Annotated in this window: 16 protein-coding genes; 14 read left to right on the top strand and 2 right to left on the bottom strand. The window is 55.3% G+C overall.

What is annotated here, in order from left to right; genetic code table 11:
• The first annotated feature begins 88 nt into the window (after window positions 1-88).
• Window positions 89-1,027 (top strand): LysR family transcriptional regulator, encoded by a 939-nt coding sequence (locus tag PGR09_RS17640; RefSeq protein WP_045393662.1) that lies wholly within the window; start codon window positions 89-91, stop codon window positions 1,025-1,027.
• Between the two features lie 38 nt (window positions 1,028-1,065).
• Here PGR09_RS17640 and rne read toward each other — a convergent pair whose 3' ends face one another.
• Window positions 1,066-4,278 carry a ribonuclease E gene (gene rne / locus PGR09_RS17635; RefSeq protein WP_430916357.1) on the bottom strand — a complete coding sequence of 1,071 codons (3,213 nt, stop codon included), beginning with the start codon at window positions 4,276-4,278 and terminating at the stop codon, window positions 1,066-1,068.
• Between the two features lie 825 nt (window positions 4,279-5,103).
• Here rne and rluC point away from each other — a divergent pair.
• Entirely contained in the window at window positions 5,104-6,057 is a 954-nt protein-coding gene (gene rluC, locus PGR09_RS17630) for a 23S rRNA pseudouridine(955/2504/2580) synthase RluC (protein WP_072251500.1), read from the top strand.
• Window positions 6,058-6,097: 40 nt separating this feature from the next.
• Here rluC and PGR09_RS17625 read toward each other — a convergent pair whose 3' ends face one another.
• Window positions 6,098-6,682: a Maf family protein gene (locus tag PGR09_RS17625; protein ID WP_047078748.1), complete on the bottom strand. Its 585-nt coding sequence runs from the start codon at window positions 6,680-6,682 to the stop codon at window positions 6,098-6,100.
• Window positions 6,683-6,823: 141 nt separating this feature from the next.
• Between PGR09_RS17625 and yceD the strand changes: the two genes are divergently transcribed.
• From yceD to holB, 12 genes are all read left to right on the top strand, one after another.
• Window positions 6,824-7,345: a 23S rRNA accumulation protein YceD gene (gene yceD, locus PGR09_RS17620; protein ID WP_015705036.1), complete on the top strand. Its 522-nt coding sequence runs from the start codon at window positions 6,824-6,826 to the stop codon at window positions 7,343-7,345.
• A gap of 16 nt (window positions 7,346-7,361) precedes the next feature.
• Window positions 7,362-7,535 (top strand): 50S ribosomal protein L32, encoded by a 174-nt coding sequence (rpmF, locus tag PGR09_RS17615; RefSeq protein ID WP_000290724.1) that lies wholly within the window; start codon window positions 7,362-7,364, stop codon window positions 7,533-7,535.
• A 146-nt stretch (window positions 7,536-7,681) separates the two neighbouring features.
• Complete coding sequence (gene plsX / locus PGR09_RS17610; RefSeq protein WP_088389843.1) at window positions 7,682-8,782, top strand: phosphate acyltransferase PlsX; 1,101 nt, start codon at window positions 7,682-7,684, stop codon at window positions 8,780-8,782.
• Between the two features lie 53 nt (window positions 8,783-8,835).
• Window positions 8,836-9,789, top strand: coding sequence for a beta-ketoacyl-ACP synthase III (locus PGR09_RS17605; RefSeq protein ID WP_045393676.1), 954 nt, complete (start codon window positions 8,836-8,838; stop codon window positions 9,787-9,789).
• Window positions 9,790-9,804: 15 nt separating this feature from the next.
• Entirely contained in the window at window positions 9,805-10,734 is a 930-nt protein-coding gene (gene fabD, locus PGR09_RS17600) for an ACP S-malonyltransferase (RefSeq protein WP_045393679.1), read from the top strand.
• Window positions 10,735-10,746: 12 nt separating this feature from the next.
• The gene (gene fabG / locus PGR09_RS17595) at window positions 10,747-11,481 is read left to right on the top strand and encodes a 3-oxoacyl-ACP reductase FabG (protein WP_015367190.1); all 735 of its coding nucleotides are present in this window, start codon (window positions 10,747-10,749) and stop codon (window positions 11,479-11,481) included.
• 210 nt (window positions 11,482-11,691) lie between these two features.
• Window positions 11,692-11,928 (top strand): acyl carrier protein, encoded by a 237-nt coding sequence (gene acpP, locus PGR09_RS17590; protein ID WP_000103754.1) that lies wholly within the window; start codon window positions 11,692-11,694, stop codon window positions 11,926-11,928.
• 88 nt (window positions 11,929-12,016) lie between these two features.
• On the top strand, window positions 12,017-13,258 hold the full coding sequence (gene fabF / locus PGR09_RS17585; protein WP_015705037.1) for a beta-ketoacyl-ACP synthase II: 1,242 nt from the start codon (window positions 12,017-12,019) through the stop codon (window positions 13,256-13,258).
• Between the two features lie 128 nt (window positions 13,259-13,386).
• Window positions 13,387-14,196 (top strand): aminodeoxychorismate lyase, encoded by an 810-nt coding sequence (gene pabC, locus PGR09_RS17580; protein ID WP_430916356.1) that lies wholly within the window; start codon window positions 13,387-13,389, stop codon window positions 14,194-14,196.
• A 2-nt stretch (window positions 14,197-14,198) separates the two neighbouring features.
• On the top strand, window positions 14,199-15,221 hold the full coding sequence (gene yceG, locus PGR09_RS17575) for a cell division protein YceG (RefSeq protein ID WP_020079144.1): 1,023 nt from the start codon (window positions 14,199-14,201) through the stop codon (window positions 15,219-15,221).
• A complete protein-coding gene (gene tmk, locus PGR09_RS17570; protein ID WP_430916355.1) occupies window positions 15,211-15,852 on the top strand; it encodes a dTMP kinase in 642 nt (213 codons plus the stop codon). Before yceG ends, tmk begins: the two co-directional genes overlap by 11 nt.
• Window positions 15,849-16,853 carry a DNA polymerase III subunit delta' gene (holB, locus tag PGR09_RS17565; RefSeq protein WP_047046878.1) on the top strand — a complete coding sequence of 335 codons (1,005 nt, stop codon included), beginning with the start codon at window positions 15,849-15,851 and terminating at the stop codon, window positions 16,851-16,853. Before tmk ends, holB begins: the two co-directional genes overlap by 4 nt.
• Window positions 16,854-16,862: the final 9 nt, after the last annotated feature.

Raw genomic sequence — 16,862 nt, 5'->3', positions numbered from 1 at the left:
TTGGCGCTATTGTTCCCCGAAGCAGACTGGCGCGGAAGATAGGGTAGTGGTAAAACGGTTATACGTAGCACGTATAGGCAAAATATAAATGAAGAAACAAGAGCGTATAGATCGGATTGAGCTGATGCGGACGTTTATTCGCATCGTCGAAGCGGGTTCGCTCTCGGCGGCGGCTCTGCAGATGAGTACGACTCAGGCGACCGTTAGCCGACGCTTGCAGTCGCTGGAGACGTTACTCGGCGCAAGGCTTATTCTGCGCACGACCCATGCGATGAAACTAACCGATGACGGCGAGCGCTGCTATCAACATGCGCGGCGGCTGGTGGACAGCTGGCTGGCGCTGGAAGATGATCTACGCATCGAGGAAGACCGTCCGGTTGGCGTGCTGCGGGTGCGGGCGCCGCACGCTTTTGGCCAACAGCAGCTGCTGGGCCCGCTGGTTAGCTTTCTGCAGCGTTATCCTGAGCTTTCCGTTGAGTGGATGCTGAATGATAAAACCGTCGATTTTCTTAGCGATAATATTGATTGCGCGATCCGCGTTGGTGCAGAAGTGGATCCGTCAACCGTCTCGGTACTGTTGGCTGTAGTTCCCCGCAGCCTGGTGGTTGCGCCTGAGCTATTGGCGCGCCATCCGGAACTCGGCGAACCGCAGGCGCTCTCCGCGCTGCCATGGGTCGCTATCAGCACCTTTTACCAGCATGAAGTCACGCTACAGCATCAGGTGGGCGGGCAGTTGATGAGTTTCCCGATCGTCCCTTGTCTGAGTACCGATAGCGTCTACGTTGCGCGTAATACCGCTCTGGCGGGGTTGGGAGCGGCAATTGTTTCCAGCTGGGCGGTGGAGGAGGATATTGCGGCAGGCAGGCTGATTGAGCCGTTTGCGCAGTGGCGGGCTTCGCCGCTGCCGGTGCATCTGGTATATCCCTGGGCGCGCTATTACCCAACGCGGCTGCGCAAGTTTCTCGATTTGATGCGCGAAGTGATGCCGCAGGTGGCGGGGATGCAGCGCCCGGACGAGAACAAATAAAAAACCGGCCAGTTGGCCGGTTTTTTAGTCGTGCACCGTTACTCTACAGGTTGCGGGCGAGTCGCTTCCGCCGTGGCCTGATGAGTAGCGCTATGGCCGCCTGCGGACCCTTTACCCTCAAAGGCAAACGGTGGGCGAACCCAATCGCTTTGGCGCGGCGCTTCCGGCACGTATTCCGGCGCCGGGGCGCGGGTCATCGGCGCGGTCGCGTGGCGAGTTGCGGTGGTTGCCGGTTGCGCTTTTACCACTGGCGCGGCGCTGACGACCGGCGTCGGTTCAACAACCGGCGCGGTTTCTTCAGCTGCGGTAACGGTCGTTTCTTCGACAACAGCGGTTTCTTCTGCGGCAATTGTTGGCTGCGCAGCGTCGGTTTCTTCAGTCACCGGAGCTGGCGTGGTCTCAGTTTCTTCGACAACGGCCTCTGCTGGCGCACTGACCTCTGCCTGCGGCGCAACGGTTTCTGCTACAACTGCAGTCTCTTCAACCACTGCCGTTTCTTCGGCAACCGGGGCTTCAACTACGCTTGCTTCTGCGGTCGGTTCGCTGGTCACTGTCGGTGCGACAGTTTCAGCTGCGACGGTTTCCGCAACGACAACCGGAGCGATAGTCTCCGCGACGACTGGCGTGATGATAGGCTCAACGCTGCTGGTTTCCTGCACCGGTAACTCTTCCTGCAGCTGATCCTGCACGCGAGCAATCGGATAACGGATCCACGCTTTACCTGATGCCAGCTCAGGCGACGCGCAGGCGATAGCCAGCGGCATCGGCGACTGGGTCGGATAACGCTCATCGCGGTAACGACGGCGACGTTGGCCGCTTACGCGCAGGTGGCGCGGAGAGCGACGTGAACGACGCGGTATACCGTTAGATTCACGAGCGTCGCCGTTTTCATCCTGCTCAGCGGCAGTTTCAACGACGGCCGGCAGATCGACTTTTGCCAGTTCGGTACGCGGCGAAGTGGATTCCACCTGCTGCTCGGCAACGGCTTCGACAACCTGCTCGGTTTCTACGGATTCAAAGCGGACTTTCTGCGCCAGCTGACGCGGCTTACGACGCGGCATGCTCTGAACGCGTTCTTCCTGCTCGGTCTCCTGCTGAACTACCGGTTCTTCGCGGGACTGAGATTTTGCTTCCTGCTGTGCCTGGCGCTTGTCATCATTCCGACGACGGTTGCGTTCACGGCGCGGTTGTTGCTGCTCATCGCGAGATTTACTGTTATCAGCCTCATTGCCAGCGGTTTGACGTGATTCGCGCTGTTCAGCGTTCTGCGGCTGTTTCTCACGGCGATTACGGCGGTTTTCCTCACGAGATTCGCGACCTTCCGCGTTTTCTCCGCGATTATCGCGATTGTCACGGTTATCGCGATTATCGCGGTTATCACGACGGTCATTACGATCGCGGCGATTATTAGAACGCGGTTTACGACGCTCTTGCTGACGTTCCGGTTTCTCTTCTGTTTTTTGCTCAGCCTTGACTTCCGCCGGTTTGGCTTCTTCTGCGCCAGCAAAAATGTTTTTCAAAGCGCCAAAGAAACGGGACAGCAGGCCAGGCTGGGCAGGCGTTGCTACTTTTGCGGCTGGAGCGGCGGCTTTCGCTGCGACCGGTGCGGCTGCGGTTTCTTCCTGTACCGGTACTGGCGGCGCATCCGGCATCACGAAAGCGGCAAGAGCTGGCTCTTCACGGCGCTTGCGTTCAGCTGGTTCATCGTCGGACGGCATCGCCATCTCTTCTTCGTGTAGTTTCGGCAGCAAGTAGCTCAGGGTTGAGGTCTCTTCGCCTTTACGCACGCGCAGCACGGAGTAGTGCGGGGTTTGCATCTCATCGTTCGGGACGATGATGACGCGAATGTCGCTCTGACGGGTTTCAATCGCGCTGACTGCGGCACGTTTTTCGTTAAGCAGATAAGAAGCGATAGGTACCGGAACGATCGCATGGACTTCTTTGGTGTTCTCTTTCAGCGCTTCTTCTTCAATCAGACGCAGGATAGAGAGCGACAGCGATTCGTTGTCACGCACGGTACCGGTGCCGCTACAGCGTGGGCACACGTGGTGGCTGGACTCGCCCAGCGACGGGCTCAGACGCTGGCGGGACATCTCCAGCAGGCCGAAGCGCGAGATGTGGCTGATCTGGATACGCGCGCGGTCCTGACGAACGGCCTCACGCAGGCGGTTTTCAACCGCACGCTGGTGGCGCACCGGAGTCATATCGATGAAGTCGATAACGATCAGGCCGCCAAGGTCGCGCAGACGCAGCTGGCGCGCAATTTCGTCAGCCGCTTCGAGGTTAGTATTGAACGCCGTTTCTTCGATATCGCCGCCGCGGGTCGCGCGAGCGGAGTTGATGTCGATAGCGGTCAGCGCTTCGGTGCTATCGATAACGATAGAGCCGCCGGAAGGCAGGCGAACTTCACGCTGGAACGCGGATTCAATCTGGGATTCGATCTGGTAATGGCTGAACAGCGGGATTTCACCGGTGTACAGTTTGATTTTGCTGCTGAAATCCGGACGACCGAGGGCGGCGATATGCTGGCGCGCCAGCTCAAGCACTTTCGGGTTATCGATCAGGATTTCGCCGATGTCCTGGCGCAGATAGTCGCGGAAGGCACGTACGATAACGTTACTTTCCTGGTGGATCAGGAACGGAGCAGGGCGACTCTCAGCGGCTTTCTGAATAGCTTCCCAGTGCTTCAGGCGGAAGCTCAGATCCCACTGCAGCGCTTCAGCGGATTTGCCGACGCCCGCGGTACGTACGATAAGACCCATGCCGTCCGGCAACTGAAGGCTCGCCAGCGCTTCTTTCAGCTCGGTACGATCGTCACCTTCGATACGGCGCGAAATACCGCCGGCGCGAGGGTTATTCGGCATCAGTACCAGGTAGCTGCCGGCCAGGCTGATGAAGGTCGTCAGCGCAGCGCCTTTATTACCACGCTCTTCTTTATCAATCTGAACAATGACTTCCTGACCTTCACGCAGAACATCCTTAATGTTAGGACGACCATGAGAGCTGTAATTGGCAGGGAAGTATTCGCGGGCAATTTCTTTGAGGGGGAGGAAACCATGACGCTCAGCGCCGTAATCGACAAACGCGGCTTCAAGGCTAGGTTCAATACGAGTGATTTTGCCTTTGTAGATGTTCGCTTTTTTCTGCTCGTGCCCGGGGCTTTCGATATCCAGGTCGTACAGGCGCTGCCCATCAACAAGAGCGACGCGCAACTCTTCCTGCTGAGTTGCGTTGATTAACATTCTTTTCATCGTAACTTACTCATTATTCTTACATTGACGACTAAGCTACGGGCAGAGTAACGCCTTACCGGGTGAAAACCGATGGCCTCGAGTCTGGTTCACGTCGCCAACCTCACGGTTGTCGCGCGCTTAAGAGGCGCAGAGTGTCGGTCGCCTGTGTTTCAAACGGAAACACAGCGCAATTATTCAGGGGAACAGCCTGGGATGTATCACCAGAGAATATTCCATTTATACACTTCATCCTTTAAGTGATTTCGCGTTGGCCGCGCTTGTTCACTTCAATCGATTGCGTGTACAACCGACTGAAGATTCTCTCTTTTGCAGCCTTGACGCACCTCAAACGATGTTGCGTATATTCTCATCGTCTCTCACGTCGCAGGGGTAATGGCTTAACCTGTTCACCTCAATCGGAGGATTCAGATGAACTCCCGGTAGTCCCGGAGTCGTCGCCGTCCTGCCACGCAAAAATCTTATAGAGCCTGTGCCGGTAAGGACTGCAACCCGCAGCCCGCTAACTGTCTGAAAGATCAATACGTCTTACGCCATTGCTGCGTGGATGATCGGTCAGACAAAATTGGTCATTCCGCTAATTTCTTGTTCTAACAAGTGTCAACACGGAAAACGGCTTCATTATTCCATTGCTAACCTTGTTATAGCAAGTTCACTTTTACCTTTTATCACCGGGTTACTCACAGTTTTTTCACCAGCGTCTACAGATTGTTCTAATAACAAACAAAACGCCGATGAAGCATGCGATGAAATCCGGATACTGATAAATATAAGCATATAAAAATGAGTGGCGCTAATGCCCTCGGCTATTTAGAATCGCCGACCATGAAAACTGAGACTCCAACCGTAAAAATGGTTGCCATTTCCGCCGATGAAGCGGGGCAACGTATCGACAACTTTTTGCGTACGCAACTTAAGGGCGTACCGAAGAGCATGATTTATCGCATCCTGCGTAAAGGCGAGGTGCGGGTGAACAAAAAGCGCGTCAAGCCGGAATATAAACTGGAAGACGGCGATGAAGTGCGTATCCCGCCGGTGCGGGTTGCCGAGCGCGAAGAAGAGGCCGTTTCGCCGCATCTACAAAAGGTGGCGGCGTTGTCGGATGTGATCCTCTATGAAGACGATCATATCCTGGTGCTCAACAAGCCTTCCGGCACCGCGGTACACGGCGGCAGCGGTCTGAGCTTCGGCGTGATTGAAGGGCTGCGGGCGCTACGCCCCGAGGCCCGCTTCCTGGAGCTGGTTCACCGTCTTGATCGGGATACCTCCGGCGTTCTGTTGGTAGCGAAAAAACGCTCGGCGCTTCGCTCGCTTCACGAGCAGCTGCGTGAGAAAGGGATGCAGAAGGATTATCTGGCGCTGGTCCGCGGTCAGTGGCAGTCGCACACCAAGGCGGTACAAGCGCCGCTGCTGAAAAATATCCTGCAGAGCGGCGAGCGCATCGTGCGCGTGAGTCAGGAAGGTAAGCCGTCCGAAACGCGCTTTAAAGTGGAAGAGCGTTACGCGTTTGCCACCCTGGTGCGCTGTAGCCCGGTTACCGGGCGTACGCACCAGATTCGCGTTCACACGCAGTATGCGGGACATCCCATCGCTTTTGACGATCGCTATGGCGATCGCGAGTTTGACAAGCAGCTTTCAGGGACGGGGTTAAACCGCCTGTTTTTGCATGCCGCAGCGCTGAAGTTCACTCATCCAGGCACCGGTGAAGTAATGCGTATTGAAGCGCCGTTGGATAATCAACTGAAGCACTGCTTACAGGTTTTGCGCAATAGCAAATAACCACAGCGGCGGATTCATACTCCGCCGCTTTCTTTAATGGCTAGCTAAGCAGAGGGTTAAAGCCTTCCCGGCGCAACATCTGGCATAGCGCGATCAGCGGTAGCCCCACCAGCGAATTAGGGTCGCGTCCTTCCAGTCGTTCAAATAGCGTGATGCCTAAGCCTTCGCTTTTAAAACTGCCGGCACACTGCAGAGGGTTCTCTTTACGGATATAGGCCTCGATCTCCTGATCGCTTAAATGACGAAAATGGACGTCGAAAGGTTCGCATTCCGTTTGCAGGTGTCCGTTGGCCGAATTATAGAGCGCAAGCCCGGTATAAAAAGTGACAATCGTGCCGCTGGCCTTGCGTAGCTGTCGGTAGGCATTTTCTTCAGTGTGCGGTTTACCGGTGATGTCGCCGTCTAAGACACAAACCTGATCGGAACCTATAATAAGGTGTTGAGGGAAGCGGGATGCCAGCGCCTGGGCTTTGGCTTGCGCCAGACGCACAACCAACTGGCGGGCGGATTCGCCGGGCAGAGGCGTTTCGTTAACCTCCGGCGCCGCGCATTCGAATGGCAGCGAGAGTTTTTCCAGCAGCATTCGCCGCCACGGCGAGGTTGAGGCCAGGAGAAGATTAGACATATTTTTTCATCCACATATAGCGCTTCGCAGAGCATCATTTTAAACTATGCGCCGCAATGTGTGCGAATAAATGGCAAAAGGCAACCTGAGGCTGCCTTTTTCTTTGACTCTATGACATTACAAAGTTAATATGCGCGCCCTATGCAAAAGGTAAAATTACCCCTGACTCTCGATCCGGTTCGCACGGCTCAAAAACGCCTTGATTACGAGGGTATCTACGCCCGTGATCAGGTTGGCCGTGTCGCCGATTCAGTCGTCAGCGTGGACAGTGATGTGGAATGCAGCATGTCGTTCGCTATCGATAACCAGCGTCTCGCCGTTATTACCGGTGATGCGAAGGTGTCGGTAACCCTCGAATGTCAGCGTTGCGGGAAACCGTTCCCTCATCATGTCCACACAACGTATTGTTTCAGCCCTGTCAGAAATGACGAACAGGCAGAAGCACTACCGGAAGCGTATGAGCCGATTGAGGTTAACGAATTCGGTGAAATCGATCTGCAGGCGATGGTTGAGGATGAAATCATTCTTTCCTTGCCGGTAGTTCCGGTGCATGATTCTGAACACTGTGAAGTGTCCGACGCGGACATGGTCTTTGGCGAACTGCCTGAAGAGGCACAAAAACCAAACCCATTTGCCGTATTAGCCAGCTTAAAGCATAAGTAATTGAGGAGTAAGGTCCATGGCCGTACAACAGAATAAACCAACCCGTTCCAAACGTGGCATGCGTCGTTCCCATGACGCTCTGACCGCAGTCACCAGCCTGTCTGTAGACAAAACTTCTGGTGAGAAACACCTGCGTCACCACATCACTGCCGACGGTTTCTACCGCGGTCGCAAGGTAATCGCTAAGTAATCACGCCTTACTCCGTGGATTTCACGTTGCAAGAAAACGTACCTAACGTCCTTGCAACGTGAAAGACAAGAGTAAAAGCGTGGTGAAGCTTAGTGAGGATCTCCCCGGGTAACTGGGGAATAACCGAACCGGGCAGCGACGAGACCTTGACACGTCTAACCCTGGCGTTAGATGTCATGGGGGGCGATTTTGGCCCATCCGTGACAGTGCCTGCAGCACTGCAGGCACTGAACTCTAATTCGCAACTCACTCTTCTTTTAGTCGGCGACCCCGACGCCATCACGCCATTACTTGCCAAAGCTGATTTCGAACAACGTTCGCGATTGCAGATTATTCCTGCACAGTCAGTTATTGCCAGTGATGCGCGACCCGCACAGGCTATCCGCAGTAGTCGCGGAAGCTCGATGCGCCTGGCGCTGGAGCTGGTGAAAGAGGGCCGAGCCGAAGCCTGCGTTAGCGCGGGAAATACCGGCGCGCTGATGGGGCTCGCGAAATTATTGCTCAAGCCCATTGAGGGGATTGAGCGCCCGGCGCTGGTGACGGTACTGCCGCATCAGCAAAAGGGCAAAACGGTGGTGCTGGATTTAGGCGCCAACGTCGATTGCGATAGCACGATGCTGGTGCAGTTCGCGGTGATGGGCGCGGTGTTAGCCGAAGAAGTCGTGGGGATTAAAAATCCGCGCATTGCGCTGTTGAATATCGGCGAAGAAGAGATGAAAGGCCTCAACAGCATCCGTGATGCGTCGGCGATTCTCAAAAAGCTGCCGTCGTTCAACTATATTGGTTACCTTGAAGCTAACGAGTTGCTGACGGGGAAAACGGATGTTCTGGTTTGTGATGGATTCACCGGCAACGTCACATTAAAGACGATGGAAGGTGTTGTCAGAATGTTCCTTTCGCTGCTGAAATCACAGGGAGAGGGAAAAAAAAGGTCGTGGTGGCTGATTTTATTAAAGCGTTGGTTACAAAAAAGCCTAAGCAGGCGATTCAGTCACCTCAACCCCGACCAGTATAATGGCGCCTGTCTGTTAGGATTGCGCGGTTCTGTGATCAAAAGTCATGGCGCTGCCAACCAGCGCGCATTTTGCGTCGCAATAGAGCAGGCAGTGCAGGCGGTGCAGCGGCAAGTTCCACAGCGGATCGCCGCTCGCCTGGAATCGTTATACCCAGCAGGTTTTGAACTGCCAGGGAGCAGCAGCGGTAACGGGAATGCCCGACAGCACACCGGGACCAACGGATACGACTGACGCCCTGCGGTTTTAACAACGCGGGTATATTACCCAAGAGTGACTGAGCGTACATGTATACAAAGATTATTGGCACCGGCAGCTACCTGCCTGAGCAAGTGCGTACTAACGCCGACCTGGAAAAAATGGTTGAAACGACTGACGAGTGGATTGTCACGCGTACAGGTATTCGTGAACGCCGTATTGCCGCAGCGAACGAAACAGTTGCTACGATGGGCTTCGAAGCCGCAAAGAAAGCGCTGGAAATGGCGAATGTCAACCCGGAGCAAATTGGTCTGATCGTTGTTGCGACCACCTCGGGTACGCATGCCTTCCCGAGCTCTGCGTGCCAGATTCAATCTATGCTGGGGGTAAAAGGGTGCCCGGCGTTTGACGTCGCAGCCGCCTGCGCGGGCTTTACCTATGCCTTGAGCATCGCCGATCAGTACGTGAAAAACGGCGCCGTCGATTATGCGCTGGTGATCGGCGCTGATGTGCTGGCGCGTACCTGCGATCCAACCGATCGCGGCACGATCATTATCTTCGGCGACGGCGCGGGCGCGGTGGTGCTTGGCGCTTCCGAAGAGCCGGGCATTATCTCTACGCATCTGCACGCCGATGGCCGCTACGGCGACCTGTTAACGCTGCCGAATGCCGATCGCGTTGAGCCGGAAAACCCGATTTATCTGACGATGGCCGGCAACGAAGTGTTTAAAGTCGCGGTCACCGAACTGGCGCATATCGTTGACGAGACGCTGGCGGCCAACAACCTTGAGCGCTCGGCGCTGGATTGGCTGGTCCCGCACCAGGCTAACCTGCGTATCATCAGCGCGACGGCGAAAAAGCTGGGGATGTCGATGGATAACGTGGTGGTCACGCTCGATCGTCACGGTAATACCTCTGCTGCTTCGGTTCCTTGCGCGCTCGACGAAGCCGTGCGCGATGGCCGTATTCAACGCGGCCAGTTGATTCTGCTGGAAGCCTTCGGTGGTGGTTTCACCTGGGGTTCCGCGCTGGTTCGTTTTTAGTATAAGGATTTAAACATGACGCAATTTGCTTTTGTGTTCCCCGGACAGGGCTCTCAGGCTGTCGGTATGCTGGCAGATATGGCCGCGACCTGGCCTGTGATTGAAGAGACCTTCGGCGAAGCTTCCGCAGCGTTGGGTTACGATCTGTGGGCGCTTGCCCAACAGGGCCCGGCAGAAGAACTGAATAAAACCTGGCAAACGCAACCGGCGCTGCTGACCGCCTCCGTCGCGTTATATCGCGTATGGCAGCAGCAGGGCGGTAAAGCGCCGGCGCTGTTAGCCGGTCATAGCCTTGGCGAATACTCTGCGCTGGTCTGCGCAGGCGTTATCAATTTCGCTGATGCCGTTCGTCTGGTTGAACTGCGTGGTAAATTCATGCAGGAAGCGGTACCGGAAGGCACCGGCGCGATGTCTGCAATTATTGGTCTCGACGATGCGTCCATTGCGAAAGCCTGTGAGGAATCTGCGCAAGGGCAGGTGGTTTCGCCGGTGAACTACAATTCTCCGGGCCAGGTGGTTATCGCCGGGCACAAAGAAGCCGTTGAACGTGCAGGCGCCGCGTGTAAAGCCGCAGGCGCCAAACGCGCGTTGCCGCTGCCGGTCAGCGTACCGTCCCACTGCGCGCTGATGAAACCTGCCGCAGAAAAACTGGCGGTTGAACTGCAGAAAATCACTTTTAACGCGCCGACGATTCCGGTCGTGAATAACGTCGACGTGAAGTGTGAAACCGCGCCGGATGCTATCCGCGATGCGCTGATTCGTCAGCTGTACAGCCCGGTTCAGTGGACTAAGACTGTTGAGTTTATGGCATCTCAGGGCGTCGAGCACCTGTATGAAATGGGTCCGGGTAAAGTCCTCACCGGCCTGACCAAACGTATTGTTGACACCCTGACTGCTTCTGCGCTCAACGAGCCGGCTGCGATGTCTTCGGCGCTTGAGCAATAAAAGAGGAATACCATGAGTTTTGAAGGAAAAATCGCGCTGGTTACCGGTGCAAGCCGCGGTATCGGCCGTGCAATCGCTGAAACCCTCGCCGCGCGCGGCGCGAAAGTTATCGGTACTGCCACCAGCGAAAGCGGTGCGCAGGCGATCAGCGACTATCTAGGCGCCAACGGTAAAGGTCTGATGTTGAATGTGACCGACCCGGCATCTATTGAATCTGTTCTGGAAAATGTTCGCGCAGAGTTTGGCGAAGTTGACATCCTGGTCAATAATGCCGGGATTACTCGTGATAACCTGTTAATGCGAATGAAAGATGATGAGTGGAACGATATTATCGAAACCAACCTGTCATCTGTATTCCGTCTGTCAAAAGCGGTAATGCGCGCTATGATGAAAAAGCGTCATGGGCGTATTATCACTATCGGTTCTGTGGTTGGTACCATGGGAAATGCTGGTCAGGCTAACTACGCTGCGGCGAAAGCGGGTCTGATTGGTTTCAGTAAGTCACTGGCACGTGAAGTTGCGTCTCGCGGTATTACTGTAAACGTTGTTGCTCCGGGCTTTATTGAAACGGACATGACGCGTGCGCTGACCGATGAGCAGCGTGCGGGTACGCTGGCTGCAGTTCCTGCGGGGCGCCTTGGCTCCCCAAATGAAATCGCCAGCGCGGTTGCATTCTTAGCCTCTGACGAAGCGGGTTACATCACTGGTGAAACCCTGCACGTCAATGGCGGGATGTATATGGTCTGACCGAGATTTGCGCAAAATGTTCAGGAAGCGCGCAGTCTGCACGCTTGCGGGTACTGTTTTGTGCGAAATCATTTGCGTTATTAGGGCAAACAGCCGCAAAATAGCGTAAAATCGTGGTAAGACCTGCCGGGATTTAGTTGCAAATTTTTCAACATTTTATACACTACGAAAACCATCGCGAAAGCGAGTTTTGATAGGAAATTTAAGAGTATGAGCACTATCGAAGAACGCGTTAAGAAAATTATCGGCGAACAGCTGGGCGTTAAGCAGGAAGAAGTTACCAACAATGCTTCCTTCGTTGAAGACCTGGGCGCTGATTCTCTTGACACCGTTGAGCTGGTAATGGCTCTGGAAGAAGAGTTTGATACTGAGATTCCGGACGAAGAAGCTGAGAAAATCACCACCGTTCAGGCTGCCATTGATTACATCAACGGTCACCAGGCGTAAGTGAACATCTCCAGGCGGTCATTCGACCGCCTGAGTTTTATCTTTTTTTGTCCCACAAGAATCTATTTTCCCTCCCTGGAGGACAACCGTGTCTAAGCGTCGTGTAGTTGTGACCGGACTGGGCATGTTGTCTCCTGTCGGCAATACCGTAGAGTCTACCTGGAAAGCTCTCCTTGCCGGTCAGAGTGGCATCAGCCTGATCGACCATTTCGATACTAGCGCCTATGCAACGAAATTTGCTGGCTTAGTAAAGGATTTTAACTGTGATGATATCATCTCGCGCAAAGAACAGCGCAAGATGGATGCCTTCATTCAATATGGAATTGTCGCTGGCGTTCAGGCCATGCAGGATTCTGGCCTTGAAGTGACGGAAGAAAACGCAACCCGCATCGGCGCCGCTATCGGTTCCGGTATTGGTGGCCTCGGCTTGATCGAAGAAAACCACAGTTCGCTGGTAAATGGCGGACCGCGGAAGATCAGCCCGTTCTTCGTACCGTCCACAATTGTTAACATGGTGGCCGGTCATCTGACCATCATGTTTGGTCTGCGTGGACCGAGTATCTCCATCGCGACCGCGTGTACTTCAGGCGTACATAACATCGGCCACGCGGCGCGTATTATCGCTTACGGCGATGCCGACGCGATGGTTGCCGGTGGTGCAGAGAAGGCGAGTACGCCGCTGGGCGTAGGCGGCTTTGGCGCTGCGCGCGCGCTGTCTACCCGCAATGATAACCCGCAGGCGGCAAGCCGTCCGTGGGATAAAGAGCGTGATGGCTTTGTGCTGGGCGACGGCGCCGGTATGGTCGTGCTGGAAGAGTACGAGCATGCGAAAAAACGCGGCGCGAAAATCTACGCTGAGATCGTCGGTTTTGGTATGAGCAGCGATGCGTACCATATGACATCTCCACCGGAAGATGGCGCTGGCGCTGCGCTGGCGATGGTTAACGCCATTCGCGATGCGGCGATTGAACCGGGCCAGATTGGCTATGTCAACGCCCACGGTACTTCGACGCCAGCCGGTGATAAAGCAGAAGCCCAGGCGGTGAAATCCGTGTTTGGCGATGCGGCAAGCCGCGTGATGGTGAGCTCCACCAAATCCATGACCGGCCACCTGTTAGGCGCGGCTGGCGCAGTAGAGTCTATCTACTCTATTCTGGCGCTGCGCGATCAGGCGGTTCCGCCGACCATCAACCTGGATAACCCGGATGAAGGTTGCGACCTCGACTTCGTTCCTCATGAAGCGCGTCAGGTTTCCGGTATGGAATACACCCTGTGTAACTCCTTCGGCTTTGGCGGTACTAACGGTTCGATTATCTTCAAAAAAGTATAATCAACCGCTAATGCTGGTTCAGCGTTGACGAAAAGACCCGCCTGGCGGGTCTTTTTTTATTCGGTTTTCTCCGCTTGTTCTCTGCTTTTTATCCTGAGACACTGTGCCACCGGTGAGAGGAGCCCCCTATGTTCTTGATAAATGGTGTCGAGCAGAGTGTACTGGCAGCTAACGACCGTGCTATTCAATTCGGTGATGGCTGTTTTACCACCTCACGAATCATCAACGGTAAGATAGCCTTCTTCAATGCCCATTTGGCCCGTTTGCAGGATACGTGCGAAAAACTCTTTATTCCTTTTACTGCGTGGCAAATGCTGGCCGCAGAGATGCAAGAACTCGCAAAGTCGCATCGTGAAGGCGTCCTCAAGGTGATCATTACGCGTGGTTCAGGAGGTCGGGGATATAGCGCGAGCGGATGCATTCAACCTACCCGCATGATGAGTGTGTCGTCTTTCCCCGCGCATTATGCGCGTTGGCGAGAAGAGGGAATAACTCTGGCGTTAAGCCCGATCCGCCTGGGGCGCAATCCTTCGCTGGCGGGGCTCAAACATCTTAATCGCCTCGAACAAGTCTTAATTCGTTCTCATCTTGAGCAGACGGACGCCGATGAGGCGCTGGTTCTTGACAGCGACGGGTGGCTTACGGAATGCTGTGCCGCGAATGTGTTCTGGCGTAAAGGAAGCCAGGTGTTCACGCCGCGCCTCGATCAGGCGGGCGTTAATGGCATTATGCGCCAGCACTGTATGGCTATGTTGGCACGTTCTTCTTTTGAGGTTGTCGAAGTATCCATGCGCCCTGATGTACTGCGCGATGCCGATGAAGTGCTGATTTGCAATGCGCTTATGCCGCTGGTACCGGTTTGTCGTTGGGATGACGTCTGTTGGTCTGAACGCGATCTTTACCATTTTTTAGCCCCATTGTGTGAGCTGCCTGGTTAGTCATGAAGAAAATGTTACGTTTTGTCCTGCTGTTAGTCGTGGTGTTCGGTATTGCCGCAGCGGCAGGTATGTGGAAAGTCCGCCAACTGGCAGATAGTAAGTTGCTTATTAAAGAAGAGACCATCTTTACCCTTGAGCCAGGAACCGGGCGAGTGGTGCTTGGTCAGCAGCTGTATGGCGATAAAATCATTAATCGTCCACGCGTATTCCAGTGGCTGCTGCGCGTCGAACCTGAACTTTCTCATTTCAAAGCGGGTACCTATCGCTTCACACCGCAAATGACGGTGCGCGAGATGCTGCAGCTTTTAGCGAGCGGTAAAGAAGCGCAGTTCCCGCTACGGTTTGTTGAAGGGATGCGCGTTAGCGACTATTTGCGTCAGCTACGCGATGCGCCGTATGTGAAGCACACTTTAGAAGACGACAGTTACGAAACGGTGGCCAAAGCGCTGGGTCTTGAGCACGCCGATTGGGTTGAAGGTTGGTTATGGCCGGATACCTGGATGTACACCGCCAATACCAGCGATATCGCCATTCTTAAACGCGCGCACCAGAAAATGGTCGCTGCGGTAGCGAAAGCCTGGGAAGGGCGGGCGGATAATCTACCGTATAAAGATCAAAACCAGTTACTGACCATGGCCTCTATCGTTGAGAAAGAGACCGCGGTTCCTGCCGAGCGCGATCGCGTGGCGTCGGTCTTTATCAACCGTCTACGCATTGGCATGCGTTTGCAGACCGACCCTACCGTAATTTACGGCATGGGAGAGCGCTATAATGGTAAACTGTCGCGTAAAGATCTGGAGACGCCGACCGCTTATAACACCTATGTGATTAGCGGTATGCCGCCAGGGCCAATCGCCGTGCCGGGCGAAGCGTCTCTCAATGCGGCCGCGCATCCGGCGAAAACGCCGTACCTCTATTTTGTTGCCGACGGAAAAGGCGGCCATACGTTCAATACCAATCTGGCCAGCCATAACCGTTCGGTTCAGGACTATTTAAAAGTACTTAAGGAAAAAAATGCGCAGTAACTATATCGTCATCGAAGGCCTGGAAGGGGCGGGGAAAACGACCGCACGCAATCTGGTCGTTGAGACACTCGAACAGCTGGGTATCCGCGATATGGTGTTTACCCGTGAGCCGGGCGGTACCATCCTGGCTGAAAAACTGCGCAGCCTGGTGCTGGATATCCAGTCTACCGGCGATGAAGTCATTAACGATAAAGCGGAAGTGCTGATGTTTTACGCTGCCCGCGTACAGCTGGTCGAAACCGTTATCAAGCCGGCGCTGGCCCGCGGTCAATGGGTCATTGGCGACCGTCACGATCTCTCAACTCAGGCCTACCAGGGCGGCGGACGCGGTATCGATCAGCGAATGCTGGCGACGCTACGCGATGCGGTGCTCGGCGATTTCCGCCCTGATTTAACGCTCTACCTTGACGTGACGCCGGAGGTCGGCCTCAAGCGCGCGCGCGCGCGCGGCGATCTGGATCGAATCGAGCAGGAGTCGATGAATTTCTTTAATCGTACCCGCGCGCGCTACCTTGAGCTGGCGGCGAAGGATCCGACTATCCGCACGGTGGATGCGACGCAGCCGCTGGAAGCGGTTGAGCGCGACATTCGCGCGGTTGTCACGCAATGGGTTGCGGAGCAGCGCGCATGAAATGGTATCCGTGGTTACGCCCGTCCTTCGAGCAGCTAGTCGCTGGTTATCAGGCAGGACGGGGTCACCATGCGTTATTACTGCAGGCGTTGCCGGGAATGGGGGGCGATGCGCTTATCTACGCATTATGCCGATTCCTGATGTGCCGCCAGCCGGAGGGGCATAAAAGCTGCGGCCATTGCCATAGCTGTCAGCTTATGCAGGCCGGCACCCATCCTGATTACTACACGCTTGTCCCGGAGAAAGGCAAGAGCGCGCTAGGCATCGATGCGGTGCGCGGCATCACTGAAAAACTCTATGAGCGCGCGCGTCTTGGCGGCGCGAAGGTGGTGTGGATCAACGATGCGACGTTGTTAACCGATGCTGCCGCGAATGCTTTGCTGAAGACGCTGGAAGAGCCGCCGGAAAACACCTGGTTTTTCCTGGCCTGTCAGGAGCCGGCGCGTCTACTCGCCACCTTGCGTAGCCGGTGCTTCTCATATCACCTTGCTCCGCCTTCTGAAGCCTGGGCATTAGGGTGGTTAGAGCGCGAAGTGACAATGTCACAAGATACTTTACTGGCAGCGCTGCGCCTCAGCGCTAACGCACCCGCGGCAGCGCTGGCGTTACTGCAAGAAGCCAACTGGGCGCCGCGACAACAGCTTTGCCAGGCGCTAGCGAGCGCGTTAACCAGCGGCGACTGGCTGTCATTATTACCGGTTCTTAATCACGAACAGGCTCCGGTGCGCCTGCACTGGCTGGCTTCGCTGCTGTTGGATGCGCAAAAAAGGCAGCAGGGCATTTCGCTTCTGAGTAATCCGGATGCCTGGACGCTGGTTAACCAGCTGGCGCAAACACTTTCGGGCCCACGTCTTGAGGCTATCACGCGCGATGTTAGCGCCTGTCGCGAACAGTTGCTGAGCGTGGTCGGCGTCAATCGCGAACTGCTGCTCACCGAGCGCCTTCTGCGCTGGGAACATTACCTGCAACCCGGGGCGGTTCTGCCCGTCTCGCATCTCTGAGAATAAGAA

This window comes from Klebsiella sp. 141251 (assembly GCF_050600725.1).
GTDB lineage: Bacteria > Pseudomonadota > Gammaproteobacteria > Enterobacterales > Enterobacteriaceae > Klebsiella > Klebsiella aerogenes.
Note: the sequence above shows the minus strand (reverse complement) of the source record. Positions and strands in the feature narration are given on the sequence as shown.

Coding starts and splice junctions, on each gene's coding strand:
- PGR09_RS17640 (WP_045393662.1), top strand. CDS start 89: ATGAAGAAACAAGAGCGTATAGATCGGATTGAGCTGATGCGGACGTTT.
- rne (WP_430916357.1), bottom strand. CDS start 4,278: ATGAAAAGAATGTTAATCAACGCAACTCAGCAGGAAGAGTTGCGCGTC.
- rluC (WP_072251500.1), top strand. CDS start 5,104: ATGAAAACTGAGACTCCAACCGTAAAAATGGTTGCCATTTCCGCCGAT.
- PGR09_RS17625 (WP_047078748.1), bottom strand. CDS start 6,682: ATGTCTAATCTTCTCCTGGCCTCAACCTCGCCGTGGCGGCGAATGCTG.
- yceD (WP_015705036.1), top strand. CDS start 6,824: ATGCAAAAGGTAAAATTACCCCTGACTCTCGATCCGGTTCGCACGGCT.
- rpmF (WP_000290724.1), top strand. CDS start 7,362: ATGGCCGTACAACAGAATAAACCAACCCGTTCCAAACGTGGCATGCGT.
- PGR09_RS17605 (WP_045393676.1), top strand. CDS start 8,836: ATGTATACAAAGATTATTGGCACCGGCAGCTACCTGCCTGAGCAAGTG.
- fabD (WP_045393679.1), top strand. CDS start 9,805: ATGACGCAATTTGCTTTTGTGTTCCCCGGACAGGGCTCTCAGGCTGTC.
- fabG (WP_015367190.1), top strand. CDS start 10,747: ATGAGTTTTGAAGGAAAAATCGCGCTGGTTACCGGTGCAAGCCGCGGT.
- acpP (WP_000103754.1), top strand. CDS start 11,692: ATGAGCACTATCGAAGAACGCGTTAAGAAAATTATCGGCGAACAGCTG.
- pabC (WP_430916356.1), top strand. CDS start 13,387: ATGTTCTTGATAAATGGTGTCGAGCAGAGTGTACTGGCAGCTAACGAC.
- yceG (WP_020079144.1), top strand. CDS start 14,199: ATGAAGAAAATGTTACGTTTTGTCCTGCTGTTAGTCGTGGTGTTCGGT.
- tmk (WP_430916355.1), top strand. CDS start 15,211: ATGCGCAGTAACTATATCGTCATCGAAGGCCTGGAAGGGGCGGGGAAA.
- holB (WP_047046878.1), top strand. CDS start 15,849: ATGAAATGGTATCCGTGGTTACGCCCGTCCTTCGAGCAGCTAGTCGCT.